Here is a 26244-nt window from a genome sequence, read left to right on the forward strand (position 1 = left end):
AGTGTTTTTGTATATAAATGCCAATTATTATTTTAGTGTAAACGCCACTTTGCTTACAATATTGTCTGAAGCATTGCCAATGAGAGCCTCAAACTGTCCCGGCTCTGTGGTCCAGCTGGCAGCCTTGTCGTCGTAGAAGCTGAGGGCGTCGTTGCCTATTGTTATGGTAACTTCCTTGGTTTCGCCCGGCTGGAGATAAACTTTCCTGAATCCTTTAAGCTCCTTGTAGGGGCGCGGAAGCGACGACTCGCAGTCGTGAATGTAGAGCTGCACCGTCTCAGAGCCTGCCACCTTGCCCGTGTTGGTGACGCTGACGGTGAACGAAAGGCTGTCGGCTGTGGTGATGCTTGCGGCACTTGCCTTTGCCTTGCCTATCTTGAAGCTCGTGTAGCTCTCGCCGTGTCCGAAGGCAAAGAGCGGCTTTGTCTTCTCCTTGTCAGCCCAGCGGTAGCCCACAAAGATGCCTTCCTTATATTCTTCGTCAATGATTTTCTTGTCGGCGCGCCATGTTCCGGGATATGTGTTGAGCTTGTGCGCACCCACATCGTTGAGCGATGCCGGCCATGTGAAGGGCAGTTTGCCCGACGGGTTGGTGCGTCCTGTCAGCACGTCGGCAAGAGCATGGCCTGCCGTTGAGCCGAGGAACCAGCCCTGAACTATTGCGGGCACCGAACTCTTCCACGGCATTGCCACAGCGTTGCCCGATATGTTGACGAATATCAGACGCTTGTTGGCCTTGACAAGAGCCTCGACCACCTTGTCCTGGTCATAGGGCAGGGAGTAAGACTTGCGGTCGTGACCCTCGGCATCCTGGTAATCGCTCTTGTTGAGTCCGCCGAAGAACACCACGTAGTCGGCCTTGCGCGCCTTGTCTACGGCCTCGGCTATAAGTTCTTCGGGCGAGCGGCTGTCGGCAAGTTGCTGTCCTGTGGTCACGCCGTTGTACTCGCCTGTGATGTCGCCTACATATCCGCGGGCATAGTCAACCTCGATGTTCATGCCTTCGAGACAAGCCTTCAGACCGTCGAGAGGCAGTTCCTCATGCTGCGCCTTGAGCGAAGAGCTGCCGCCGCCTACGGTCATCATCTTGATGGCATTCTCGCCGACGACGAGCACGCGGCGTGCCTTCAGAGTGTCGATGGGCAGCACGCGGCCCTTGTTCTGCAGCAGCACGATGCCTTCGGCGGCTATTTTGCGTGCGGCGTCGTAGTGAGCTTCAGAGCAGAGCGAGCCAAACTGGCGGTTGCGGTTCATGTTGGTGCGGAAGAAAAGGCGCAGCACACGTCTGACCTTGTCGTTGAGTTCCTTCTCCGTGTAAGTGCCGTCCTGTATCAGTTTGCGGTAAGGCGAAGCCAGATAATAGTTGTCGTAGGCGTCTGAAGTGCCGAAGGCAAGGCCGTCAGTCCATGTGCCGAACTCCATGTCGAGTCCGTTCTCAACGGCCTGACGGGTGTCGTGTGCGCCGCCCCAGTCGGATACCACCACGCCGTCGAAGTGCCACTGGCGCTTCAGTATGTCGTTGAGCAGCCACTGGTTGTGGCAGTTGTGCTGATTCTTATACATGTTGTAGGCACCCATTATGCCCCACACTCCGGCCTCGGTTACGGCAGCCTTGAAGGCAGGAAGATAAATTTCGTGGAGCGCACGGTCGTCAACTATGACGTTTACCTGATGCCGGTATTCCTCGTCGTTGTTGAGAGCGAAGTGCTTGACGCAGGCTGCCACGCCCTTTGACTGCATGCCCTGGATGTAGGGCACCACCATGCGTGAGGCCAAGTAGGGGTCTTCGCCCATGTATTCAAAGTTGCGTCCGCCCAGCGGAGTGCGGTAGATGTTGACGCCGGGGCCTAGAATCATGTCCTTGCGGCGATAGAGAGCCTCCTCGCCGAGGCTTTCGCCGTAGAGGCGGCTTATGGCAGGATTCCATGTGGCGGCAAGGCACGTTAGCGCCGGAAATGCCACGCACGAGTCGTTGGTCTGGCCTGCCTGCTCCCATTTGTCCCACAGCACGTCGGGGCGCACGCCGTGAGGGCCGTCGTCGGTCCAGAACTCCGGTATGCCCAGACGTTTTACTCCGGGCGAGCTGAACTTGCTCTGAGCGTGGATTACGGCAATCTTCTCGTCGAGCGTCATGCGCTTCAGGGCGTCTTCCACTCTCTCTTCTATGGGTTTGGTCTCATCGAGATACACCGGCGTGCCCTGTGCGGCGGCGCTCATTGAGCATACGCCGAGGAGCAGTGCCGGTATGGATTTAATAAAGATTTTCATGTTATGTAAGTGTTTTTAGTTTCATTATGTGATATGTGTGAGGGCTACTTCTGGAACACGCGCACATAGTCTACCTTCATAGTCGCCGGCAGTGCGCTGTCGTCGGTGCCCTTGTATCCGCCCCAGTCGCCTCCCCACGCAAGGTTGAGGATGATGTAGAAGGGCTTGTCGAAGGGCCATGCCTCAACGCCTGAGCCGTCGTTGGCATAGTCGAGAATCATCTTTCCGTCGACATAAAACTTCAGATGGTCGGGCGTCCACTCGCAGGCATACACGTGGAACTCGTCTTCGGCGTCGGCAACGTGCAGCGTAGCATGCTCTATGGCAGTGCCCGTGTTGTTGTATTTCTGGCAGTGTATGGTCGACGACACGTCGCCCGGGTCGGCTCCCACTTCCTCCATGATGTCTATCTCGCCGCAGCGCGGCCACGGGTTTGTGGCGAAGTCGTTGCCCGCCGGCATCATCCAGAAGGCAGGCCACGTGCCCTTGCCCTTGGGAAGCTTTATGCGTGCCTCAAACCATCCGTACTTCCAGCCTGTCGACACGTTGGCATATACTCGTCCTGAGTATATCGCAGAGCCTGCCTTGAAGCAGTTGATGCTGAGTTTTCCGTCGGCAATCTCGGTTACGCGGCGGCCTGCAGCCTGTCCGTCCACATAGGTCTGCAGCTCGTTGTTTACCCATCCCGGGCCCTGCTCCTCGTGAGTCCACCATGCGGTGTTGAGCGTTGTGCCTTGGTCAAACTCGTCGTTCCACACCAGGCGGTAGCCTTCGGGCACGCTGATGTTGTTGTCGGGCGCCGACTCCTGCACTACGCTTATCTGCTGAGAACCTTCGGATGAGGCTACGGTAACGATGCCCGAGCGCGACTTGAGTTCGTTGCTCGGCTCCACTTCTATGCTCACCGCTCCTGCCGCGGCTGTGGCCTTTATCCATGCCACGTCGGCAGATGCCGTGAAGTTGCCGTTCGAACTCACCCCGACGCTGAACGTTCCGCCGGCAGAAGGAGCATAGACCGAAGTTTCGGCAACGCCTATCGTGGCGGTCTGACTTACCTTCACAGTGTCGCGCACAGTGCCCGAGCGCACCACCACCATGCCCGAGCGCACCACCACCATGCCCGAGCGTGCCTCCGTGCCCTTGTTGGCGCTGACGCTGAGCTTGATGGTTCCCTTGTCAGCCGTGGTGCCGTCGAGGCTGAGGCTCATCCATGTGTCGGGCGTGTAGGCTGTCCATCCCTTGCCGGTAGACGTTACGTCTATGCTGAATGTTCCTCCGGCTGCGCCTGCCGTTATCTCTTCGGGCGAGCACTTTACCGATATGCCGGCCTCAGCCTGACCGTCGTCGTCGCTGTTGCTGCAGCTCGACGACGTGAGGGCGAACACTGAGAATATTGTAACAAAAATATATTTCTTCATATCCATGATGATGTCTTTCTTTCGCATTTACAGCCCTGTGCCGCATTGATTTCGCACGGCTGCGTAACGCCTTGACCCTCAATGCGTTGCAAAAGGTGCCCTTTTAGCTTCCAAAAGACGGCCTTTCAGCCTGTAAAAGATGGCCTTTTGGAACCTCATTTGCGGTCTTTTGCAAATAAAGCTGCCGCAGACGCTCCCCAAGCTCCCCGCAGGCGTGCCTTGCGTGGGTGCTGTGCGGCCTTTACGGCGGTGTGGGATATGTCTGCGACAAGCATCGAAAGGTAAAAAAATTAATTTAGAAACGAGTAAAAGAAAAGTCCCGGCGGGCAAGAGCCATGGGCCCTTTCCGCCGGAATATGAAAAGGATTATTCTATTGTTTTCTGCAGAACTATCTTGCTTATCGATGCCGTCAGACCAGCCGGATTGCCTCCGTAGTCGACCACGAGAGTCAGTTTGTCGGCAGCACCTGTAGCCATCACGCTTGCCGGAACCTTCAGCGTGTAGTCGGCATCGGCGTCGAGGTCAACCTTCTTCATGAACAGATAGTTGTCGTCTGATGCGCTGTCGGTAAGCTTCACCGTAACGCCCTTTGTAGCGGCAGATGCGTGCAGCGTGCAGCAGAAGTCGTATTTAACGCCTGCCTCGGCCGGGATGTCAGTGTGGAGCTTCACCTGTGCCTGCCACTGCTCAAATGTAGCCTCGGGCAGAACCACCGTGTATGTGCCGTTGCTGGCTGTGAACGCCGGGTCGGCTATCTGGCTCCATCCCGGTGCATAGTAGAATTCTGTGGTGAATGCGCCGTTGTCGTCAACCGGTTTCCACAGGTTTGTCTCAGCGTCATAGTCATATACGGTGTCGTCGGTGTCAACCTCCGGCAGCACGGTTCCGTCGTCGTTGGCATGGTCTTTCAGCACGAGGCTCTCAATGTTGATGCTCGTGTTGGCAGCGTTTCCGCCGAAGTCGAACACAAGTTTCAGCTTGCTGATGTCGAGTCCCGCCATGTCGCTCTTCCAGAAACACTTAGGTTCGCCGGCCTTCAGTTCGACTTCCTCGGCAAAGTAGAACACGTTGTCGTCGCTTGCGTCAACAAGTTTCACCATGACAGCAGGATGATCGGTGCTTGATGTCAGTATAACGGAGAAGTCATACGTCTTGTCCGATGATGTGGCAATGTCGGTTTCGAGGAACATCTGAGCCTGCCATCTCTCTGAAGTGGCTGAAGGCAGAGTTATGCTATAGTCATAACCGTTCTTGACACAGGTAGGATCGTTTGTCTGAGTCCATCCCGGAGCATAATAGAACGACGGATCGCCGATGTTGGCCTTGCGCCACATGTTGAATTCGCTGTCCTCCTTGAATCCGCCGAATCCGCTTATTCGTGTCTTGTCAATGTGGAATGTGCGTGTTATCTGGCCGTCGCTCATGCCGTTGCGGTTTCTTATCTGCAGCGCAACAGTGTAGTCGCCTGCCTTGCGGTAGAACTGAGAGTCAACCGTTGCGGTAGAGTATTTAGTTCCGTCTATAATCCATACAGGTGTCACGCCGGGCTGCTCGTCGAATGAGAACACGGCATAGTTGGTCTCCTGATTAACCGTTACGTGTACAAACTCCTCATACGCTGCTGCGTCGGGCAGTCCGTTGGGGTCGGCACCCTCAAAGCTTTCGGGTGAGCATGAGCCGAGAGTGAGGCCCAGCAGCATCAGCGCGCTCCCAAATATTTTATATGTCTTGTTCATAGCTTTCATCTTTTTTTAATAATCGTTTTGTTTAAGGTTCGGGTCTGACGACATCTCAGTGTCAGGTATCGGCAGATATTTCTTGCTCTCAGACCATGTGTTTGTGCGGTAGCCATACTCGTCTGGAACGAGCACCTGAGGTGCCTTGCCTGTACGGACGAGGTCCCAGTAGCGTTTGCCTTCGCCCACGAACTCGAGCTGGCGCTCTCTTATTATTATGTCTTCGCTCACGCTTTCAAGTGTGGCTATGTGCGCTCTCTGTCTTACCTGGTTGACATATCTCAGCGCCTCAGTCTGGTCGCCGCCCGTCTTCAGTATCAGTTCGGCAGCGTTGAGCAGACATTCAGCATAGCGGTAAACTCTCAGGTTGTTGTTAAAGTTGAGGTCGGCGTCGGCCTTCTGTCCAGCATTGCCGTCGGGTGTGGCAATATATTTAGCCAGGAAGAGGCCCGTGTCCTGATAGCGTTTGTTATATTCGCCGTTGACAGCGGCGTTGAAGCATGTTGCGTCGCGGCGTGTGTCGTTGCCTGCATAGCGTTCGTAGGTCTCTGTGCGCACCGGACAGAATCCCCATCCGCCTGCCACTCCGGCTGTGCCGTCAACCCATTGGTTGGGGCTTATCAGTCTTGGCAGCACCGTACCGCCCGAAGCCAGCGGGTTGCTGTATGAGCGAACGGCATTCTCCGACTTATAGTTGATTTCCCATATAGACTCCTGGCACCATTCGCCCGACTCCTTCCAAAGGGCTGCGTAGTCAGGATTCAGGTCGTAGAGTCCGCTGCTTATTATGTCTCTCATATACTGCAGGGCCTGTCCGTATCTGCTCTCGTCGTTCTGATACATCACCATCTCGGTGTAGAGCATGTATCCCATGGCCTGTGTCACGCGGCCAAGCTCGCTCTCGTCAGCCTTCATCGGCAGCAGGTTCTTGTCGAGTACGTCCTTCAGGTCGGTTATCACGTTTTCGTAAACCTCGTCGGCCTTCAGCTGCGGAGCCGTGTATGGCATTGCCTCAAGATTGTCCGTGAAGAAAGGAATGTTGCCCCAGAACTTCCAAAGGTTATTATAATAGTAGGCTCTCAGCACGCGTGCCTCTGCCGAAGCCTTGTCGATGAAGTCCTGGCTCAGCTCGTCGCGCGAGTCGTTGATATAGCTCAGCACGTCGTTGGCGCGCTTAACGCCTGAATATTCGTCGGTCCATAAGCCTGCGGGAGTCTGGTTTGGCAGCGCCTCAAAGTTCATCATGAGGTGCCAGAACTGGTTGTCGGTCTTGCTAGAGCCGCCCACCCAGATGTCGTCGGCCATGATGTCGCTCATCAGGTTGATTGGGCAATAGTAGTTGTTGCCCCAGTCGGGCCACTGCAGAGGATTGTATGCAGCCACCAGAGCCTCCTCAACGTGCTCCTGTGTGTTGAAGTATTCACCCACTGTGTCGGTAGGAGGTGTCAGGTCAAGAAAGTCGTCGCTACATCCTGACAGGGTGAACACTGAAAGCATTCCGAATGCAAACAATATTTTAGATTTCATGATATGTCGTTTTTTCGTTTATTTAAAGATTTATTAGTCAGTATCTTTATCAGAAGCTCAGGTTAAGACCTACGGTGAATACGCGTGCCTGCGGATATACGCCATAGTCAACTCCGAGAGATGTTCCGCTTGATGCAACCTCCGGGTCGAAGCCCCAGTATTTTGTAAACGTTATCAGGTTCTCGGCTGCGACATACACGCGCAGCTTCTCGATGAATGCCTTTCGTGTGAGGCTTTGCGGCAGAGTGTAGCCCAGCTGTATGTTCTTCAGACGGAAGTAAGAGGCGTCATGAACATAGAGGTCTGATGAAACCCAGTTTACGTTGTCGCCGAGTATGAACATAGGATACTTGTTTGATGTGCCCGGACCTGTCCAGCGGCTCAGCATCCATGAAGGAAGGTTAGATGCGGCGATGTCCACACGTCGTGTAGCGTCGAACACGTCGGCACCTGCAACGCCCTGCCACATCATGCTGAAGTCGAATCCGCGCCACTCAGCGTTGAGGCTTATACCGAATGTCCAGTCGGGCATTCCCTTTCCGATCTTGGTCTGGTCGTTGGCAGTGATGGCTCCGTCGCCGTCAATGTCGACAAATCTTACGTATCCGGGTTTGGCATCCGGCTGTATGAGTTCGCCTTTGTCGTTGACATAAGAGTTGACTTCCTCCTGTGTCTGGAATATTCCTGCGGTCTTGTAGCCGTAGAAGAACGGGAACGGCTGTCCGTTCTCACCGCGTGTTATCGTGCCTGCTGTCTGGAAACTGTCGTAGTTGGCAAAGCCGGTGTCGTTGCCTAGCTTTATCAGTTTGTTCTTAAGATAAGAGGCGTTGCCCTTCAGGCTGAAGTGAGCGTCGGCCACATTGAACTTGTATCCTGCCTCAAATTCAACTCCGCTGTTCTCCATGTCGCCCACGTTTCCGTAAGGTTTGTTCTCGCCAACGTATGAAGGTATAGAGAGAGTCATGAGCATTCCGTTGGTCTTTTTCTTGTAATAGTCTACCGTGAAGGTAAGGGCGTTGTTGAAGAAGCCGAAGTCGAGGCCGATGTCTGTCTGCTCTGATTCCTCCCATTTCAGGTCTGGGTTAGGAATGATGCTTGCCTTTATACCGTTGGTTACGGCCTCGTCGCGTCCGAAGATATAGTTGTTGTTGACAGATGTGAGCGACAGATACTGGAAGTTACCGATGTTGTCGTTACCGTTCTTACCCCAGCTTACGCGCACCTTGAGGTTAGACAGCCAGTCGGGACGGTTCTGCATGAAAGGTTCGTTGGTTACGTTCCATCCGAGAGAGAACGACGGGAATGTGGCGTATCTGTTGTTGGCACCGAAGCGTGAGCTGCCGTCGCGGCGTACAGTGGCCTGCACCATGTAGCGCTCAGCGTAGTTGTAGCTCAGTCGGGCGAACATAGATGCCATTGTGTAAGGCTCTGCATATCCGCCGTATACGGTCTGGTCGCCGTTTTCGGCAAGTCCGTTGGCATAGTCGATGTAAGGCTTGTTGATGTCAATGAGGTAGTTGCGGCTTCCTCCGAGGGTCCAGCCTGTGTTCTTGAGTGCGCTCTGTCCGAGCACGACGTTGAATGTGTGGTCGCCTATTGTCTTGTCGTATGTCAGCACGTTTTCAATCTGCCATACCGTGCCGCGGTCGCTTTCAGACGATGCTTTAGAAAATTCGCTGAACTGGTTGGCGCGGAGATAGTAGACCGGAGTATATGACTCGTTGCCCCAGAACGACATGTCGGCACTGTAAGAGGTGCGGAACTTCAGTCCGTCCCATATCTGCAGCTCGCCTATGAAGTTGGCAACAAACTTATGCGACCAGTTGGCTGCGCCCGGCAGAGAGAGGTTCTGCAGCGGGTTGGTCATCTCGTTGTAGTCAGGACCGGCAAGAGTATAGAGGTTGCCGTTCTTGTCATACATGGGCACATAGCCTGCCGTTCCGGCATATTTGTCGTTCTGTGCGTCGGCAGCCTCGCCTGTAAGGGTAGGCGTGAGGATTGGCGACATGGCCAGGGCGCTGCCCAGAGGTGAGCCCCACTGCGAGTTGGCGTCGATGCTCTTGCTCTTAACGCGTGCATAAGAGAGGTTGACCGTGATGTCGAGCTTGTTGAGCCAGTTGCGCGTCTTGCTCTCGTCGAAGAGAGTATATTTGGTGTTGCTGCGCAGGGTCAGACGGTTATAGTTAGAGCGGTCGTAGTCGCCGCCGATGATACCTTCCTGTGTGTAGTATCCGAGAGAGAGGTAGTAGTTGAGCTTTTCAGAAGCACCGCTCACCGTGAGTTCGTGGTTTGACACGGGCGCATTGTCGTTGAAGAGCTCTTCCTGCCAGTCTGTTCCTTCGCCGTAAGAGTAAGGATCGCTGTAGAGAGGAGCCTGTCCAGAGTTGATGCGTCCTTCGTTCATCATTATGGCATAGTCGGTTGCGTTGAGCACGTCGCGCTTTCTCCACGGGTTCTGCCATCCGTAAGAGAAGTTGTAGTTGACGCGTGTCTTGCCTATCTTGCCGCTCTTGGTTGTAACGAGAATAACACCGTTGGCAGCACGCGCACCATATATTGCGCCCGAAGCTGCGTCCTTGAGCACCTCGATGCTCTCGATGTCGCTCGGGTTGAGGTAGTCGAGTCCGCCGGTGATAGGCATTCCGTCTACTATGTAGAGCGGGTCAGAGTTGTTGATGGTACCGATACCGCGCACACGTATCTGCGCTGCGGCTCCCGGCTGACCTGAAGACGACGTTACGGTAACGCCGGCAGCGAGTCCCTTCAGGGCGTTGTCCATGCGCACGGGTGCCGTGGCAGCCAGGTCGTCGGCCGAAACCTTGGCTATTGATGCCGTCACGACGCTCTTCTTCTGTACGCCGTAACCCACTACGACAACCTCGCTGAGCAGCTCGTTGTCCTCGTGCATCACGATGCGCATGTCGGCTTCGGCCTTTGTCTCTACGGTCTTGTAGCCGATGTACGACACGGTTATCATGCTGCCTTCAGGCACCTGCTGCAGCTTAAACACTCCGTTTAGGTCGGACACTGCACCCTTTGTTTCGCCTTTAAGGAATACAGATGCTCCGATAATCGGCTCACCGTTTGTGTCAACGATGGTTCCCGAGCAGTCTATCTTCTGCGCGGCAGCCGTCATTGAGAACAATGTGGCCAATAAGATTAGCATTAGAAATCTACACGTTTTCATAAAATTATTAGTTTTATAAAGATTATGTTTATTCACGGTTTTTTGCGGTTTGCAATAGTTTCGGCGCAAAAGTATTAAAAAAAGTTTCGCATGTAAAGCCCGCAAATACAAGAAGTGGACGAATGTGGACGCCGGATTTTGCTATAATGCATTATATCAGACTGTTACGTCTGTAACCGTTTGCAGAAAAAGTGGATTGATAATAATTGTAAAAATTACACTAATATCATAAAAATGACCTGTTTTCGGGCTTAAAAGTGTCTAAATGTAACGTCAGTGGCATTAAATTTCCGTGTTTCGGGGCATATTTTTACAAAGTGTAACCAATATTTGTTAAAACCATTTTATGCCTTCTGCGGCATATTTTTATCATAAAAAATACACCTCGCAACCATTCCCCCTGCCTGTTGCCGGCATGTTTTCCTGCAGCTGCTTCCGGGCATCGCTGTTCATAGTCGTGCATGCTGTTGCGCGGTGCCCCGTATCAGTCGGTTTTCCAATATGTGCCCTTTCGCATTGCAAAAGACCACATATTGCACGCTAAAAGGCCACCTTTCAGGAGCTAAAAGATGACCTTTTGCAACGCATTGAATATCAGTATGTTATGCGTGCGGTTATATCTTACCTTATTAAGTATGTCCTGAGGCGCTGCAAAGTTTGTCCCGATGTGCTGTCGGCAACCGTTTTTTGATATGTTTCTGACTATTTCATGCAGAAACGGAAAATATGAACATACGGCACGAAAATGTCGTAATGACGGCACGGAGCATACTGCCTATCTTTGCAGCGGATAAATGAAACAAAAGATATGAAGAGACTATTATTCACATTTGCCATTGCCTGCGCGCTTATTCCTCTTAATGCGCAGGAGACGCTCACGCTCAGTCAGTGTCTGCGCATGGGCATAGAGAACAACCTTCAGTTGCAGACCAGGCGCAACGACATAGCCAAGGGCGGGCACGCCATAACCGAAAACCGTGCCAAGCTGCTGCCGCAGATCAACGCCGTGGTGTCGATGAGCGACAATTTCAATCCGCCTGTGTCGGTAACCGACGGCTCTGCATACGGCAATCCGTACAACGTGACGAAGACACTGCAGTATAACGCCTCGGCAGGACTGCAGCTCCAGATGCCGCTCTACAACCAGACGCTGCTCACGGCGCTCGACATCACGAAGATGATGGACCGCATCAACCGCCTCGGCTACGACAAGGCGCGCAACGATCTCATGGAGCAGATAGCCAAGATGTACTATCTCGCGCAGAGCACAGCCGAGCAGATAGCCATCGTCAGGGCCAACATCACGCGGCTGGAGGAGCTGAAGAACATCACCGTGGCATTCTTCGACAACGGCATGGCCATGGAGGTTGACGTCAAGAGAGTGAACATCAATCTGGAAAACCTTCAGGTGCAGCGCGACAACGCCGAGGCAATGCTCGTGCAGCAGATCAACATGCTGAAGTACGTAATCGACTATCCTGCCGACAAGGACATCGCGCTGACGCCCGTGGATGCCTCGAGTGTTGAGGCCGTCGAGCTGTCGGGACTTTGCGAGTCGCTGCCCGAACTGCAGCTGTTGCAGCGTCAGGGCGAGCTGTCGGAGAAGCAGCAGAAGATGATTCAGCAGGGCTATCTGCCGTCACTCATGCTCACGGGCAACTTCACTTACTCTGCCTTCACCGACAAGTTCAGCAACTGGTTCCACTCAGGACCGTCTAACCACTGGTACAACTCATCAGGCCTGGGCATCACGCTGCGCGTTCCGGTGTTCGACGGACAGGAGAAACGCTCCAAGATACGCAAGGCAAAGCTCGACGCCGAGAACGCACGCCTGGCATACGACGACGCCCTTAAAGGTCTGCGCACGCAATATCTGAATGCCACCAACGACCTGATGAACAGTCGCCGCAACTTCACCAAGCAGCTCGACAACTACCGCCTGGCCGAGGATGTCTACACCGTAACCACCGACCGCTACCGCGAAGGCATCGCCTCTATGACCGAGGTGCTGCAGGACGAGATGCAGATGAGCGACGCGCAGAACAACTATGTAACGGCTCACTACAGCTACCGCCTGACCGCTCTGTCGCTGCTAAGGCTTACGGGACAGCTCGACTCGCTGCTGAAATAAGCCTGATGTCAGGTCAACACCATACATAACATCACATCAACATATATCAACAACTTTAAAATATACCACAATGGAAACCCAGAACAACAACATACAGCAGACCAGCACACACGCTCAGCAGGCAAAGAAACTTAGAAGACAGCGCACAAGACAAATCGTGGCAAGCATCTTCGGCATTGCAATCCTGGTGTGCGGAATAGTGAAAACGTCAATGATTTTTCTCGACTACAATAACACCGAGACAAGCAACGACGCTCAGATAGAGCAGTATATCTCGCCCGTAAACCTCCGTGCATCGGGCTATATCAAGCAGGTCTGCTTCACGGAGCATCAGAACGTTAAGAAAGGCGACACCCTCCTGATACTTGACGACCGCGAATACCGCATACGTGTGATGGAGGCCGAGGCTGCGCTTAAGGACGCCATAGCCGGTGCTTCGGTAGTAGGGCAGTCGCTGCAGACGTCAGAGGCTTCGGCATCGGTCTACGAGTCGTCTATCGCCGAGGTGAAAATCCGCCTGGCAAAGCTCGAGAAAGACCGCGCACGCTACAAGAACCTGCTGGAGCGCAACGCCGCAACGCCGATACAGCTGGAGCAGATTGAGACCGAATATGAAGCCACGAAGAAGAAACTCGACGGCCTTATCAGTCAGCAGAAGGCTGCCAAGTCGGGCGTAAGTGAGGTGTCTACGCGCCGCCAAAGCTCTGAAGCTGCCATAGAAAGGGCACGCGCCGCACTCGAGATGGCACGCCTTAACCTCTCTTACACGGTTGTAGTTGCTCCCTGCGACGGCAAGTTGGGACGCCGCACCGTTGAGGACGGACAGTATGTTTCGGCAGGACAGACGCTGACATACATCATGCCCGACACGCAGAAATGGGTGATAGCAAACTATAAGGAGACGCAGATTGAGAACCTGCACGTAGGTCAGGATGTTGTGCTTACAGTGGACGCAATGGACGGACGCGAGTTTAAGGGACGCATAACGGCCATCTCAGGCGCCACGGGAGCAAAGTATTCGCTCGTCCCGACGGACAATTCTGCCGGCAACTTCGTGAAGATTCGCCAGCGCGTTCCTGTCAGAATCGACTTCACAGGACTGTCAAAGGCCGATAACGAACGCCTTGCTGCCGGAATGATGGTGGTCGTAAAGGCCAAAAAGCAATGATAAAGCAGGAGATTGTTAATTAAGAATTTAGGATTAAGAATTAAGAAAATATGTCCTTTTTAATTAAGAATTGAGAATTAAGAATTAAGAAGACATGCTCACGGAGCATTCAACATAAAAAGTATTGAGCCATGGAACAAAATGTGATTAGCGTAAGTTATGGGGCAAAATACAAGAATTATCCGTTCTACAACTGGGTGCCCAAGCCGCTCGGAATTATCCTGCTGATACTTCTGTTCATACCTATCCTTACGGTGGGCGGCGTATATACCGCCAACAGCGGCGAGATGACGAGCGGACTGGGCATACAGTCGGAACACATACAGTTTGTCGGTTTCGTCACGTCTATAGGCATGGCGGCCTTCTCTCCCTTCTTTTATCAGCTGGTGTGCATACGCCGCGAGAAGATGATGTGCGTAGTGGGGTTCTCCCTTCTGTATCTTCTCAGCTATGTGTGTGCCGTCACCGACAGCATATTCGTGATGGCTCTGTGCAGCCTTATAATGGGTTTTCTGCGCATGGTGCTCATGATGGTCAATCTGTTTACGCTCATACGCTACGCCTTCGGCATGGAGGCAACGCGTAACATAACGCCGGGCAACGAGCCGGACGACGAGCAGGGATGGGACCGCCTGGACTCGGAGAAGAGCAAGAGCATGCCCATTATATACCTGTTCTTCATGATCCTGGGACAGCTCGGCACGTCGCTCACGGCATGGCTGGCATACGAATATCAGTGGCAGGACGTCTACTACTACATGATGGGCATGACGCTCGTGGCAATACTTGTGGTGCTTGTAACGATGCCTTACCACGCATACAACGGACGCCGCTTTCCGATAACGTTCCGTAAGTTTGGCAACGTGGCCGTGTTCAGCTCTATGATGACCTGCGGAATATATGTGCTGGTCTACGGCAAGACGCTCGACTGGTTTGCCGACCCTACCATCGTGCGCTCCACGATACTCACCGTTGTGTTTGCCGCAGTGTTCTTCTACATGGAGTGGTCGCACCGCTCGCCCTATTTCCTTATGGAAGTGTTCCGCCTGCGGACGATAAACATGGGCATAGTGCTGTTCCTTCTGCTCATGGTATTCAACACAAGTTCGATGTTTGTCAACGTGTTTACCGGCATAGGCATGGAGATAGACAACTGGCAGAACGCTGCGCTGGGCAACTGGAGCATGCTTGGCTACTTCATAGGAGCCGTGATAGCTATAATCCTCGGCTCGCGCAACGTCAAGCTGAAGTATCTCTTCGGCCTCGGATTTCTGCTCATCGGAGTGTCTGCCCTGTTCATGTATTTCGAGGTGCAGACGGCCGGACTTTATGAAAGGATGAAGTATCCTGTGATTATACGCTCAACAGGCATGATGCTTATATACTCTCTCACGGCCGTATACGCCAACCAGCGCATGCCCTACAAGTATCTTTCCACATGGATATGCATCATGCTCAGCGTGCGCATGGTTATCGGTCCGGGCATAGGTTCGGCACTATATTCGAACGTGCTTCAGCATCGTCAGCAGCATTATGTTACGATGTTTGCGCAGGATGTCGACCGCACCGACACGCAGACGGCTTCATCCTACGACCAGACCCTGCAGGGAATGCGCTGGCAGGGGCGCAGCGAGACCGAGGCAGAGAACATGGCTGCCATGTCGGCAAAGGGCAAAGTGCAGGTGCAGGCCACGCTGTCGGCTGTCAAGGAGATGTCGGGATGGACCTTCTACGGCTGTATTATCTCAATGCTCTTCGTACTCATTTATCCATATAAGAAGAGGAAATTATCTGCTTGGCGCGACTGACGGTCGGCCAAGTCAGATAATTTTATTAACTTAGCGGCCGTAAAACATCTGCCGCTATGGAAAAGACTACAGACGAAAAGGCTTCGGAACGGCTTGCCGCATTGCAGCATGACATAGCCTGTATGGCCGACGTGTGCTCGTCGGGGGGCGTGGTCAACGACCTGCCCGGGCGCATGACGGAGGGCTTCAGCAACTTCGGCATAGGCCTGATAGTATGCCACGAAGGCGAGTTTGAGTTCACCCTGTCGGGCCGCACCCATAAGGCCTGCCGGGGCGAAACCGTGTTTATACCCGAAGGGGCGTTCTTCAGCGTGGAGAGAAAGTCGGAGACGCTGCGCCTTAGCGTCATTGTCTATAAGACGGCTCCTATACGCTATCTGGTCGGTACGATGGTGCAGTCGGTGCAGCTCTACGCCCGTCTGTCGCCCGATCTGCCCTGCGTGTGGAGCACCGGATGCGAAGACGACATAGCGGGATATATCTCGCTGATAGGCAGCGGCGAGCCGCAGGCCGACGACCTCTTTGCCGTGAGCGAGCGCAAGATGCTCCTTCTGTCGCTCACTTACCGTCTGTGCATGGTGTTCAGCCGCAAGTATTTTGCCGACGGCTCTCACAACGCGCGGCGCACGGAGGTGTTCTTGAAGCTAATCCAGCTCATCGGCCGCCACTATATGGCAGAGCGCGGAGTGGCGTTCTATGCCGACAAGCTGTGCCTCTCGCCCAAATATCTGTCGGAGCTGTCTAAGGCGGTGTGCGGATACACCGTCCAGGAACTTGTCTTCAAGGCGATAACGCGCAAGGCTATGTCGCTGCTCGACAGCACGGGAAAGACCGTTGCCGAGATTGCCGACGACTTCCATTTCCCCAATCCGTCAAGCTTCGGCACGTTTTTCCGCAAGCAGACGGGCATGTCGCCGCAGAAATACCGCGAGCGGATGTAACCTCTTGAATATCAATATGTTATAAATGACGTTGCAAAAGGCCGTCTTTTAGCCTCTAAAAGACCACATATTGCACGCTAAAAGGCCACCTTTTGCAATGCGAAAGGTGGCCTTTTAGAAAACATACCCTGTGGGGGGTGTGCCTGATGTCATGTTTTTTGATTTGCGCCTGTGGTCGGGCGGCGTTTTTGCCGCTGACCGTCTGGCGTCTGACAGCTATTTTATTATCTTCAAATTCTTGCCCGGTCTGTTGTAGCCGAAGCTCTCCTGCGGCATCTTGTTGTCGCTTACGGTGTAGCCGTCGGTGGCCTCGTCGAAGTAGATGCAGAAGGCTCTGCTGTTGGTTGCATACGGGGCAGGGTGGGGCATGCTTATCGTGTTGCCGCTGATAACTGAGCCGGGCTGGTTAGACAGCGTGTAGATGCCGCCTGCGTCGTACAGCTGGCGGGCGTAGTCGGTAACGGTGTTGCCGGTTATGCGGTTGTTGCGCATGCCGCTCTCGAGCGGCGTCCAGCCCCAGCCCACGCAGATGCCCGAGTAGTTTACGTGCGAAACCTCGTTGCCGCTTATCTCCGTGTCTCTCACATATCCTGCGCTCACGGCGCCGCATCCCCAGTCTTCGTTGGCAGCGTCGGTTATCGTGTTGCGCTCAATGGTCAGTCTGTTGCACATGTCGCTGCCTATTGCCGGCGTGTAGGGTATGTGCGTCTCGAAGCCCTGCTCGCCAAACCAGCCCGCCATTATGGCCGTTCCGCCTATGTCGGTGAAGGTGCATCCGGTGATGTCCGACGAGCTTACGGCGTATGCCAGGTCGACGGCTGTGGCGCCGGTGTGGCTGAACGTGCACGAGCTGAAGCCTATGCTGTCGGCAAACTGCGCCGTCACGGCTGCCTCTGGGCGCGCTATCCATGCCTGGTTTTCAAGCTCCGCCTTGTGGAACAGGCCCGGTTCGGCCAGCTTGTAGCCGTCTATGAAGCGGAAGCCTCCTTGCAGGGTGACGTGCCCCTCGTACAGCGGGCGGCGCCATGCGGAGTGCTCGAAGGCTATGTTCTCAAACCTTATGTTGCTCACGTGGCGCTCGCGCGTGCCGCCGATGGTCAGCAGCGTCTCGAGCACGGGCACCGTGATGTCCATCGTGTTGGGGTCCTTGCCGTCCTCGGGATAATAGTATATGCGGCCCGAAGGATAGTCCTGATACCACTCTCCCGGCTCGTCGAGCAGTTCGGCGGCGTTGCAAAGGAAGAACGAAGAGCTGCCGCGCTCGCCGTCTATCACGGGTTGAGGCCACGGATGGGCAAACTCTATCTGGCTTTCGGGCTGATGAAACCACACCTTTGTCAGTCCGTTGCCCATGTCTTTCATCTCTCTTACACGCAATATGGCTATCGCCCAGCGCTGATGCACGGTCATTTCGAGCTGCCGTGCGTGGCTCAGGTCGATTTTGGGCGTGGGTATCGTTATGCTCTCGTCGGTGGTATTGAATGCCTTCATGCGCTCCATAACGCCATAGGCAAACTGCGACGCGCGCACGGCCTTGCGTCCGTCGGCCCACAACTGGCGCGTCTCCACAATGCGGTTGCCCGCCATCGGAGCATCGGCCACCCACACCTTGCCCCTCACTCCGGCAGGAAGCCGCGGGTCGTCGCAGCCCTTGCGCCAGCCTTTCACCTCAGTTCCGCCGCTGATTACTGCCCTCTCGCCGTCGGCTGAGCGTATTATCGTGGGGCTATTGGCCGTTCCGCTGTCCTCGGGACGTATGAACAGGGGCTTGTACAGGCGATAAACGCCGCCGCTCATGATGATGTTTATGCCCCCCTCGGCGTTCCTTGAGCCGAGCCGGCGCCACTCTCTTGCCTGCTTAAGTGCCTGCTCGAGCGTCTTCAGCGGCGCCTCACGGGTGCCTGCTGCCTTGTCGTTGCCGGCGGTTGATGACACGAATATGTCGCCTGCCGGTGCCGTGAGGTGGCAGCAGAGGGCGGCTATTACGGTAAAAAACAATTTCTTCATGATTTGATTTATTAGATAAAGGTAATTTAAGATACGTCTGTCCGTCCTGCCCGTGATGTCTGTCGGGCCGCAGGCCGGTTATCTCTGCAAATGTAAGAAAAATCGCCTTAACGGCAAAAACTTTGCTCCCTAATTGCGCATATTGGGCCTTCCGTATGTCGTGATACACGGTTATAAAAGAATGCGGCGAGGGTTTTGTGCCCCCGCCGCCTCTTAGGTAAATGATAAAGTTTAAGGTATTGTTGTTATTTCTTTTTCTTTCTTACGGCCCATCCTTCCTCGCTGAAGTCGGGTTCGTCGCCCACCAGCTTGGCGTTGTCGCGCTTGAAGAACTGCCGCCAGTCGTCGTTTATGCTGCTGTCGGCCTTCGGTGCCTTGGCCTTTTTCTTCTTCTTGGGGCTTTCTTCAGCCTCTCTTGCACGGCGCTTCGACTTCTTCTCAAATCTCTCGAAGCCTCCGTCCTTAGGCTCTCTGCGCTTTCTGCTGCGGCCTTTTCCGCCCTCGTCGGCGTCGTTGCAGCGCACGTCGCGTCCCTTGTATGTAGTTCCGTCGAGTGCGTCCATCACCTTCTCTGCGTCCTCTTCAGGCACTTCGATGTACGACATCTTGCTCAGCAGGTCGATGTTGCCCACCTCCTGGCGTCCCTTCATGTGCTTGTTGATAAACTGCATGATCTCTCCGGGATAGAATCCGTCGGCCTTTCCCAGGTTGATAAACAGGCGGCGGTAGCCCTCTTCGGCCTTGCGGGTGCGCTTGCGGGCGTCGTCCTTGCGGTCTTTCTTGCGGCTTTCGCCCTGCACCTGCACCTTTCCGATTTCGGGAGCGTCGGCATAATAGGCAAGGAACTTGCCGAACTCAACGCTCACAATCTTCTTTATGAGGTCTTCTTTGTCGATGTATTCAAAGTAGCGGTTGATGTCTTCCATGAACGGAGCTATCTCTTCCTCGTTCACGTCGGTCTTGACTATCTGGTCCATCACCTTATAGAGCTGCTTCTTGCATATCTCCTGAGCCGACGGCATGACGCCTTCTACAAACTTCTTGCCGATGGTTTTCTCTATGGCTCGCATCTTTGAGCGCTCGCGAGAGTGGATTATTGATATCGAAGTGCCCTTCTTTCCGGCGCGTCCTGTTCGTCCGCTGCGGTGAGTGTAGCTCTCAATATCGTCGGGCAGACCGAAGTTGATGACGTGCGTAAGGTCGTCCACGTCGAGTCCGCGGGCAGCCACGTCGGTGGCCACGAGCAGCTGGGTCATGTGCTGGCGGAACTTCTGCATGGTGAGGTCGCGCTGCTGCTGCGACAGGTCTCCGTGCAGAGATTCGGCGTTATAGCCGTCGTGTATCAGCTTGTCGGCTATCTCCTGCGTCTCGCGTTTTGTGCGGCAGAAGATTATGGCGAATATTTTCGGGAAGTAGTCTACCACGCGTTTCAGTGCCAGATACTTGTCCTTGGCGTTCACCATGTAGTATATGTGGTTTACGTGCTCGGCTCCTTCGTTGCGGCTTCCCACCACAATCTCCTTCGGGTCGTGCAGGTAGTTGCGTGCAATCTTCTCTATTTCCTTGCTCATCGTGGCCGAGAAGAGCAGCGTGTTGCGGTCCTCGGGCACGCCTTCGAGTATCTCGTCGATGCTTTCAGAGAAGCCCATGTTGAGCATTTCGTCGGCTTCGTCGAGCACAACGTTCCTCACGGCGTCGAGCTTTGCCACTCCGCGGTTCATCAGGTCGATAAGTCGGCCGGGCGTGGCCACTATTATCTGTGCCCCGTGGCGCAGCGACTTTATCTGGTTTTCGATAGAAGTGCCGCCGTATACGGGTACGATGTTGATGCCGTCGATGTATTTGGCAAAGTCCTTCAGGTCGTCGGCTATCTGCAGGCACAGCTCCCTGGTGGGACTGAGGATGAGCGCCTGTGTCTGACGCACACGCGAGTCGGTGCGCTGCAGCACCGGAATGCCGAACGCGGCCGTCTTGCCCGTGCCCGTCTGGGCCAGCGCAATTACGTCGTTTCTGTTACCAAGTAAATAGGGGATTACTTCTTCCTGTACGGGCATGGGATGTTCAAAGCCCAGCTCCTCAATAGCGCGGCGAATCTCTTCGCTTACGCCTAATTCTTCAAATGTCTTCAAATTAATTATAATTAATGCGGTGCAAAGATAGTGCAAAATAGTATGTTTTGCAAAATAAAAAGAATAAAAAGCGTATTTTTATGGTTGACTTTTTGGCTGTTCGTGGTGTTTATGTGCTTTTCTGTCGCATGTCTTGCGTCGGATGTTGTGGTGTGCTATTATGTTATAATAATTTGATTGTTGTCGTGATTTGTGTGTGTTAGAATAATTTTTTTGTAATTTTGCACATTATGAAGATAGCAGTTTTTTGTTCGGCAAATTCAAATCTCGACCCTGACTTCTTCAAAATGACCGAAGAACTGGGGCGATGGATGGCCGAAAACGGGCATACGCTGGTGTTCGGCGGATGCAACCTGGGACTTATGGAGTGTGTGGCGAAGGCCGTGCATGATGCAGGCGGCACTACGATAGGCGTGGTGCCGATGATTATAGAGAAGGGCGGAAAGGTGTCCGACCATGTTGACGTGAAGATGATGTGCGACAACCTGAGCGACCGCAAGGACCTCATGCTGGCTCAGTGTGACGTTGCCGTGGCGCTGCCGGGCGGCGTGGGCACGCTCGACGAGATATTCACCATCGCTGCGTCGGCGTCTATCGGATATCACAGCAAGCCCGTGATACTCTACAACATGAAGGGCTTCTGGAACTCTCTCCTTGCCATGCTCGACGACCTTAAGGCCAAGGGCGTGATACGCAGCGGCTTCGACAAGACGCTCATGACGGCCGATAGCATGGACGAGCTGAAGGCGCTGCTAACACGCTGACAGTCAGACGCTTTCCAAAAGGCCACGTTTTAGCTCCTAAAAGGTGCTCTTTTAGCGTGCAATATGTGCCCTTTTAGAGGCTAAAACGTGGTCTTTTGCAAATCGGTATGTATCGTGCCGATTTCAGACGGGTATCGTCAGGCGTTCCGATATCGGTTAAGGCATAAATTAAAAGGCATTTTTCCGCAAGCGGAAAGATGCCTTTTGTTTTTCTTTCAGATATATTCCGTTATTCCGCCGGTGCGTTGTCCGCAGCCGTTGCGGCTACCTTTCTGTTCGGCTTGAACATCTTGTCGATAACCAGCGCTATGGCTCCGTCGCCCGTAACGTTGCATGCCGTGCCGAAGCTGTCCATGGCAATGTAGAGCGCAATCATCAGAGCCTGCTGCTCGGTGTTGAACCCCAGTATAGAGGCGAGCGGTCCGAGCGCCGCCATGATGCTTCCTCCCGGCACTCCCGGAGCTGCCACCATCACTATGCCGAGCATCATTATGAAGTGTATGAACACGGGCAGCGAGTGGGGTATGCCCTCAAGCATGCACAGCGTAAGCGCGCAGGCCGTAATCTTCAGCGTAGAGCCTGACATGTGGATTGTGGCGCACAGAGGCACCACGAACGACGCAATGTCGTTCCTGACGCCGTTCTTCAGCGTCTGGCGCAGCGACACCGGTATTGTTGCGGCCGACGACGACGTGCCGAGAGCGGTGAAGTAGGCAGGCAGCATGTTGATGAGCAGCCTCAGAGGGTTGCGCCTTACGATGGCTCCCGCTATGACATACTGGTAAAGAAGTACAAAGATGTGGAGCGCGAAGATTACAACTATAATCTTGGCAAACACCGTCATGATGCGCATGGCGTCGCCCTTCATCGTCATATCAAGGAATATGCCGAAGATAAAGAGCGGCAACAGCGGAACCACCGCCACGGCTATGGTCTTGGTGATTACCTCCTTCAGCTCCATGAAGGCATTTTTCAGAGTGGGCGTGTTGCTGTAGGCTATGCACAGGCCCATGAGAAACGAGAACACCAGTGCGCTCATGACGTCGGCCATTGGCGGTATGGTTATCTCGAAGTAAGGAGCAGTTCCCTCCGGCTTCACAACGGAACTGAAGTCGGAAACCGACGAAATCATCGACGGGAATAGGCTTGTTCCCACGCCATACGACAGCACTCCCGTGAGCACCGTGTCGGCGTATGCTATGGCTACCGTGGCCAGCAGCAGCTTGCCCGCGCCCTTGCCGATGTCGGCAATGGCAGGAGTAACCAGGCCGATGATTATCAGCGGAATGACAAAGTTGAGAAACTGGCTGAACACAGCGTTGAAGGTGACGAACACCCTTACTACCGGCAGGCTGAGCACATTGCCCAGCGCTATGCCAAGAGCTATCGCTATGATAACTCTTGGCAGCAGGCCCAGCTTTATCTTTTTCATTATCGGTCTTGTTTAAGCCTTTCAGCCATGGCGCGGCCCAGGGCCTCACACTGTGCGTAAGAGTCTTCTTTCAGACTCTGCTTCATCTCAACCGGAGTGCCCACAGCCTCAAACTTCAGCTTGGTTTCGTTCCAGTGGTGTATGCGCTCAACGGCCTTGCCGGCCCATGCGTAGCTTCCGAACCATCCGATATAGTGGCGGTTCTTGATGTCCTTGCCTGCTATCTCGCTCAGCAGAACCTCCATTTCGTGGTAAAGACCTGCGTTGTAGGTCGGTGCGCCCACGATGAGTGCGCGGTAGCGGAATATGTCGCGCAGTATGTAAGAGTGGTGAGTCTTCGACACGTTGTACATAACGATGTTCTTGATGCCTGCCTGGCTTGCCGCGCGTGCTATCACCTCGGCCATGCGTTCTGTGTTGCCGTACATCGTTCCGTAGCATATCACGATGCCTTCCTCGGTCTCATAGCGGCTCAGACGGTCGTATATGTCTATCACTTTGCTGATATGCTCGTGCCATACGGGGCCGTGCGTAGAGCAGATATAGTCGAGCTGCACTCCCTCAAGCTTCTTCAGGGCGTTCTGTACGGGCACTCCGTACTTGCCGACGATGTTCGAATAGTAGCGAACCATCTCGAGCCAGAACGTGTCGCAGTTGATGTCAGAGTCTATTATGCCGCCGTTCAGCGCGCCGAAGCAGCCGAACGCGTCGCCCGAGAAGAGCACGTTGCTCGTCGTGTCGAGCGTAACCATCGTCTCGGGCCAGTGAACCATAGGCGTCAGGACGAAGTTAAGCTCATGCCTTCCGAGGCTCAGCTTGCTGCCGTTCTTCACCTCCACCTCGTTGGTTGTTATGCCGTAGAAGCCTTCGATCATGCCGAACGTCTTCTTGTTGGCAACGATCTTTATCTCGGGATAATATTTTCTGATAAGCTCTATGGCGCCGCTGTGGTCGGGCTCCATGTGGTTTATCACCAGATAGTCTATCTTGCGGTTGCCTATCACCTCCTTGATGTTCTTGATATATGGCATGAAGAAGTCTACCTCGACTGTGTCGACGAGGCACACTTTCTCATCGACAATGAGGTAAGAGTTGTACGAAACTCCGTTAGGCAGCGGCCACAGGCCCTCGAAGAGCTCCTTGTTGCGGTCGTTGACGCCTACATAATAGATGTTGTCTTTAATCTCAATCATGGTTCAAATATATTTATTTGGTTTATTGTTATTCTTTTTTCATGGTATGGGCTGCCGCCTCCGGCTGTCGTGGCGGCGTGTCTATCCGGCCTGTAGGGCCTCCTTGCGCATGGCCTCGCCAAACTCCTTGTCGATAGAGTTGTCTATGCTCTTGCAGCAGTTGGCCGAGAACTTCTGTGCACATTCAATCACCTTGTCCCACAGTTCCTCGCCGAGGCCGCGGTCGATGACGTCGCGCGTCACTCCGTAGCGCATCATTCCGTACACTAGTCCGGCGTTGAAGTTGTCGCCGGCGCCTATCGTGCTCACCGTGCTGGTGGCCGTAACGGGGTAGCTCTTCCTGAATCCGCCCTCGGCATGGAGCTCTACCGGCTGCGCGCCGTTGGTGTAGATGAACTTCTTGCAGTAGAAAGAAATCTCCGAGTTGTACACTTTGTCGGATGTCTCCATCTTGTACATCACCTTGAAGTCGTCGTGGCTGCCGCGCACGATGTCGGCATATTCAAAGTTCTCGAGTATGTTCGGCGTGAGCTTCATCACCTCGTTGGCGTGCGACGACCTGAAGTTTACGTCGTAATATATTATCGCCCCGTTGCTGCGCGCATGGTTCATGAGTGCTGCCACCTGCGGCCTTATCACGGGATTGACGGCATAGTAGGAGCCGAGCATGACGATGTCGTCGCGGTTGATCTCAGGACATATGTAGTCGAGACGGTCGTGCGGGTGGTCTTTATAGAAGATATATTCTGCGTCGTTGTTGTCGTTGAGAAACGCGAGCGACACGGGCGACTTGCTGCCCTTGAACATGTTGACGTTAGAGGCGTCAACTCCGTTTTCCTTAAGGAAGTCGACCGTGCGCCGGCCTATGCGGTCGTCGCCCACCTCGCTGATAAAGGCTGAGGGCACGCCGGCACGTCCGAGCGATATTATGCCGTTGTAGACCGAGCCTCCCGGCACGGCGCTCACCGGACGTTCGTTCTTGAAAATGATGTCAAGCACGGTTTCACCTATTCCTATAACTTTCCTCATCTGTTTTAGTTTTGACATTTTCGGGCTGCTGCCTGTGCGCCTCCTGCCGTCCGCCTTGCCGCAGGCTGTTGTGCCGCCGGCGGCTGATGGTCCTGCGGACTGAGGCCTCCGGCTGTTGCGGTGCGGGCATGCGGCGCTGTGCGCGGCGTGCGCCCTGTTGATATAATTAGCTGCAAATATCCGAATTTTTTATTAAATAACAAACTAAAAAGTTGTATTTTTGCACAATGGATTTTGAGCTTTAATAAAAGATACAAATGCAATATAATACATCTACTTTGGCCAACGGCCTCAGGATTATCCACCTGCCGTCGGCCTCGCCCGTGGTTTATTGCGGCTACGGCATATGTGCCGGCACGCGCGACGAGCAGCCCGGAGAGGAAGGCATCGCCCACTTCTGCGAGCACACCACGTTCAAGGGCACCGCAAGGCGCACCTCAATACAGATACTGAACCGGCTGGAGAAGGTGGGAGGCGACCTCAACGCCTTCACCAACAAGGAGGACACGGTGTTCTATGCGGCACTGCTGAAGGAGCACATCGCAAGGGCTGTCGACCTGCTTACCGACATGGTGTTCCACAGCACATATCCGCAGGCAGAGATTGACAAGGAGATTGAGGTGATATGCGACGAGATAGAATGTTACAACGACTCGCCTGCCGAACTGATTTATGACGAGTTTGAGAACGCCATATTCAGCGGACATCCGCTCGGACACAACATCCTGGGCAGGGCAGAGCGCCTGCGCGAATATACAACGGACAACGCGCTGAGCTTCACGCGCCGCTTCTACCGTCCCGAGAATGCCGTGTTCTTCGCCTACGGCGACATCAGTTTCAGCCGTCTTGTCAGACTGCTCGAGATGGCCACGGCCGACTTTCCGCCGTGCAGTCCGCTCGTAGACAGCGTGCCAAAGGGCGTCCTGCCCGAATATAACCCGCAGGAACTGCTCCGCCATAAGAACACTCATCAGGCTCACGTGATGATAGGCAACCGTGCCTACAGCGTGCACGACAACAGGCGCATGGCCCTGTATCTGCTCAACAACATACTCGGCGGACCGGGCATGAACGCCCGTCTGAACATAGCCTTGCGCGAGAAGCACGGACTGGTGTACACCGTAGACAGCTCGATGGTGAGCTATTCAGACACCGGAATGTGGTGTGCCTACTTCGGCTGCGACCCTAAGGACGTGAAGAAATGCCGCCGCCTCGTGATGCGCGAGCTCGACCGCATGGCGCAGAAACCCATGTCGGCAGCGCAGCTTGCAGCCGCCAAGAGGCAGATAAAGGGACAGATAGGCGTGGCGTGCGACAACCGCGAGAGCTTCGCCCTCGACTTCGCGAAGAGCTTCCTGCACTATGGCTGGGAGAAAGACGTAACGGCGCTGATGAGCCAGATAGACCGTCTGACCGCCGAAGAGCTGCAGGCCGTGGCAGCCGAGGTGTTCTGCAAGGACAAGCTCACGGCGCTTACATTCGTCTGATTCGCGCCGGTCTCATCG

Annotated in this window: 16 protein-coding genes; 6 read left to right on the plus strand and 10 right to left on the minus strand. The window is 54.2% G+C overall.

Going from position 1 to position 26244, the window contains the following annotated elements; translation table 11 throughout:
- Positions 1–27: 27 nt before the first annotated feature.
- From ACZMIG_RS10100 to ACZMIG_RS10120, 5 genes are all read right to left on the minus strand, one after another.
- The gene (locus ACZMIG_RS10100; RefSeq protein WP_487889500.1) at positions 28–2268 is read right to left on the minus strand and encodes a glycoside hydrolase family 3 C-terminal domain-containing protein; all 2241 of its coding nucleotides are present in this window, start codon (positions 2266–2268) and stop codon (positions 28–30) included.
- A 44-nt stretch (positions 2269–2312) separates the two neighbouring features.
- Positions 2313–3713 carry a family 16 glycosylhydrolase gene (locus ACZMIG_RS10105; protein WP_487889501.1) on the minus strand — a complete coding sequence of 467 codons (1401 nt, stop codon included), beginning with the start codon at positions 3711–3713 and terminating at the stop codon, positions 2313–2315.
- 339 nt (positions 3714–4052) lie between these two features.
- Positions 4053–5423, minus strand: a complete 1371-nt coding sequence (locus tag ACZMIG_RS10110; protein WP_487889502.1) for a hypothetical protein — start codon at positions 5421–5423, stop codon at positions 4053–4055.
- Between the two features lie 15 nt (positions 5424–5438).
- Complete coding sequence (locus ACZMIG_RS10115) at positions 5439–6950, minus strand: RagB/SusD family nutrient uptake outer membrane protein (protein ID WP_487889503.1); 1512 nt, start codon at positions 6948–6950, stop codon at positions 5439–5441.
- Positions 6951–6999: 49 nt separating this feature from the next.
- On the minus strand, positions 7000–10137 hold the full coding sequence (locus ACZMIG_RS10120) for a SusC/RagA family TonB-linked outer membrane protein (protein WP_443983127.1): 3138 nt from the start codon (positions 10135–10137) through the stop codon (positions 7000–7002).
- A gap of 808 nt (positions 10138–10945) precedes the next feature.
- Here ACZMIG_RS10120 and ACZMIG_RS10125 point away from each other — a divergent pair.
- The 4 genes from ACZMIG_RS10125 to ACZMIG_RS10140 all read left to right on the plus strand — a co-directional run bounded on the left by ACZMIG_RS10125 (position 10946) and on the right by ACZMIG_RS10140 (position 16185).
- The gene (locus ACZMIG_RS10125) at positions 10946–12268 is read left to right on the plus strand and encodes a TolC family protein (RefSeq protein ID WP_487889504.1); all 1323 of its coding nucleotides are present in this window, start codon (positions 10946–10948) and stop codon (positions 12266–12268) included.
- 70 nt (positions 12269–12338) lie between these two features.
- Positions 12339–13436: an HlyD family secretion protein gene (locus ACZMIG_RS10130; protein WP_484446157.1), complete on the plus strand. Its 1098-nt coding sequence runs from the start codon at positions 12339–12341 to the stop codon at positions 13434–13436.
- A gap of 131 nt (positions 13437–13567) precedes the next feature.
- On the plus strand, positions 13568–15244 hold the full coding sequence (locus ACZMIG_RS10135; protein WP_487889505.1) for an MFS transporter: 1677 nt from the start codon (positions 13568–13570) through the stop codon (positions 15242–15244).
- Positions 15245–15300: 56 nt separating this feature from the next.
- On the plus strand, positions 15301–16185 hold the full coding sequence (locus ACZMIG_RS10140) for a helix-turn-helix domain-containing protein (RefSeq protein WP_021856044.1): 885 nt from the start codon (positions 15301–15303) through the stop codon (positions 16183–16185).
- A 216-nt stretch (positions 16186–16401) separates the two neighbouring features.
- On the opposite strand, the gene ACZMIG_RS10145 is transcribed toward ACZMIG_RS10140, so the two are convergent.
- Together ACZMIG_RS10145 and ACZMIG_RS10150 are read right to left on the minus strand one after the other, a co-directional pair.
- Entirely contained in the window at positions 16402–18192 is a 1791-nt protein-coding gene (locus ACZMIG_RS10145) for a right-handed parallel beta-helix repeat-containing protein (protein ID WP_487889506.1), read from the minus strand.
- 245 nt (positions 18193–18437) lie between these two features.
- Positions 18438–20321, minus strand: coding sequence for a DEAD/DEAH box helicase (locus ACZMIG_RS10150; RefSeq protein WP_021856041.1), 1884 nt, complete (start codon positions 20319–20321; stop codon positions 18438–18440).
- Between the two features lie 230 nt (positions 20322–20551).
- On the opposite strand from ACZMIG_RS10150, the gene ACZMIG_RS10155 reads away from it, so the two are divergent.
- Positions 20552–21085, plus strand: coding sequence for an LOG family protein (locus ACZMIG_RS10155; RefSeq protein ID WP_125105434.1), 534 nt, complete (start codon positions 20552–20554; stop codon positions 21083–21085).
- A gap of 229 nt (positions 21086–21314) precedes the next feature.
- Here the strand turns inward: ACZMIG_RS10155 and ACZMIG_RS10160 are convergent, their stop codons facing one another.
- The 3 genes from ACZMIG_RS10160 to ACZMIG_RS10170 form a co-directional block, all read right to left on the minus strand.
- On the minus strand, positions 21315–22517 hold the full coding sequence (locus ACZMIG_RS10160; RefSeq protein WP_021856037.1) for a dicarboxylate/amino acid:cation symporter: 1203 nt from the start codon (positions 22515–22517) through the stop codon (positions 21315–21317).
- Positions 22517–23710, minus strand: a complete 1194-nt coding sequence (locus ACZMIG_RS10165; protein ID WP_053397809.1) for an FprA family A-type flavoprotein — start codon at positions 23708–23710, stop codon at positions 22517–22519. Before ACZMIG_RS10165 ends, ACZMIG_RS10160 begins: the two co-directional genes overlap by 1 nt.
- Positions 23711–23791: 81 nt before the next feature.
- On the minus strand, positions 23792–24739 hold the full coding sequence (locus ACZMIG_RS10170) for a carbohydrate kinase family protein (protein ID WP_487889507.1): 948 nt from the start codon (positions 24737–24739) through the stop codon (positions 23792–23794).
- A gap of 257 nt (positions 24740–24996) precedes the next feature.
- Here ACZMIG_RS10170 and ACZMIG_RS10175 point away from each other — a divergent pair, with 257 nt between their 5' ends.
- On the plus strand, positions 24997–26226 hold the full coding sequence (locus tag ACZMIG_RS10175) for a M16 family metallopeptidase (RefSeq protein ID WP_487889508.1): 1230 nt from the start codon (positions 24997–24999) through the stop codon (positions 26224–26226).
- Positions 26227–26244 lie beyond the last annotated feature (18 nt).

The sequence above is a fragment of the Xylanibacter sp. genome (assembly GCF_057607445.1).

What these genes read in the sequence shown, in the direction of transcription:
- ACZMIG_RS10100 (WP_487889500.1), bottom strand. Translation starts at nt 2,268, where the DNA reads ATGAAAATCTTTATTAAATCCATACCGGCACTGCTCCTCGGCGTATGC.
- ACZMIG_RS10105 (WP_487889501.1), bottom strand. Translation starts at nt 3,713, where the DNA reads ATGCGAAAGAAAGACATCATCATGGATATGAAGAAATATATTTTTGTT.
- ACZMIG_RS10110 (WP_487889502.1), bottom strand. Translation starts at nt 5,423, where the DNA reads ATGAACAAGACATATAAAATATTTGGGAGCGCGCTGATGCTGCTGGGC.
- ACZMIG_RS10115 (WP_487889503.1), bottom strand. Translation starts at nt 6,950, where the DNA reads ATGAAATCTAAAATATTGTTTGCATTCGGAATGCTTTCAGTGTTCACC.
- ACZMIG_RS10120 (WP_443983127.1), bottom strand. Translation starts at nt 10,137, where the DNA reads ATGAAAACGTGTAGATTTCTAATGCTAATCTTATTGGCCACATTGTTC.
- ACZMIG_RS10125 (WP_487889504.1), top strand. Translation starts at nt 10,946, where the DNA reads ATGAAGAGACTATTATTCACATTTGCCATTGCCTGCGCGCTTATTCCT.
- ACZMIG_RS10130 (WP_484446157.1), top strand. Translation starts at nt 12,339, where the DNA reads ATGGAAACCCAGAACAACAACATACAGCAGACCAGCACACACGCTCAG.
- ACZMIG_RS10135 (WP_487889505.1), top strand. Translation starts at nt 13,568, where the DNA reads ATGGAACAAAATGTGATTAGCGTAAGTTATGGGGCAAAATACAAGAAT.
- ACZMIG_RS10140 (WP_021856044.1), top strand. Translation starts at nt 15,301, where the DNA reads ATGGAAAAGACTACAGACGAAAAGGCTTCGGAACGGCTTGCCGCATTG.
- ACZMIG_RS10145 (WP_487889506.1), bottom strand. Translation starts at nt 18,192, where the DNA reads ATGAAGAAATTGTTTTTTACCGTAATAGCCGCCCTCTGCTGCCACCTC.
- ACZMIG_RS10155 (WP_125105434.1), top strand. Translation starts at nt 20,552, where the DNA reads ATGAAGATAGCAGTTTTTTGTTCGGCAAATTCAAATCTCGACCCTGAC.
- ACZMIG_RS10160 (WP_021856037.1), bottom strand. Translation starts at nt 22,517, where the DNA reads ATGAAAAAGATAAAGCTGGGCCTGCTGCCAAGAGTTATCATAGCGATA.
- ACZMIG_RS10165 (WP_053397809.1), bottom strand. Translation starts at nt 23,710, where the DNA reads ATGATTGAGATTAAAGACAACATCTATTATGTAGGCGTCAACGACCGC.
- ACZMIG_RS10170 (WP_487889507.1), bottom strand. Translation starts at nt 24,739, where the DNA reads ATGAGGAAAGTTATAGGAATAGGTGAAACCGTGCTTGACATCATTTTC.
- ACZMIG_RS10175 (WP_487889508.1), top strand. Translation starts at nt 24,997, where the DNA reads ATGCAATATAATACATCTACTTTGGCCAACGGCCTCAGGATTATCCAC.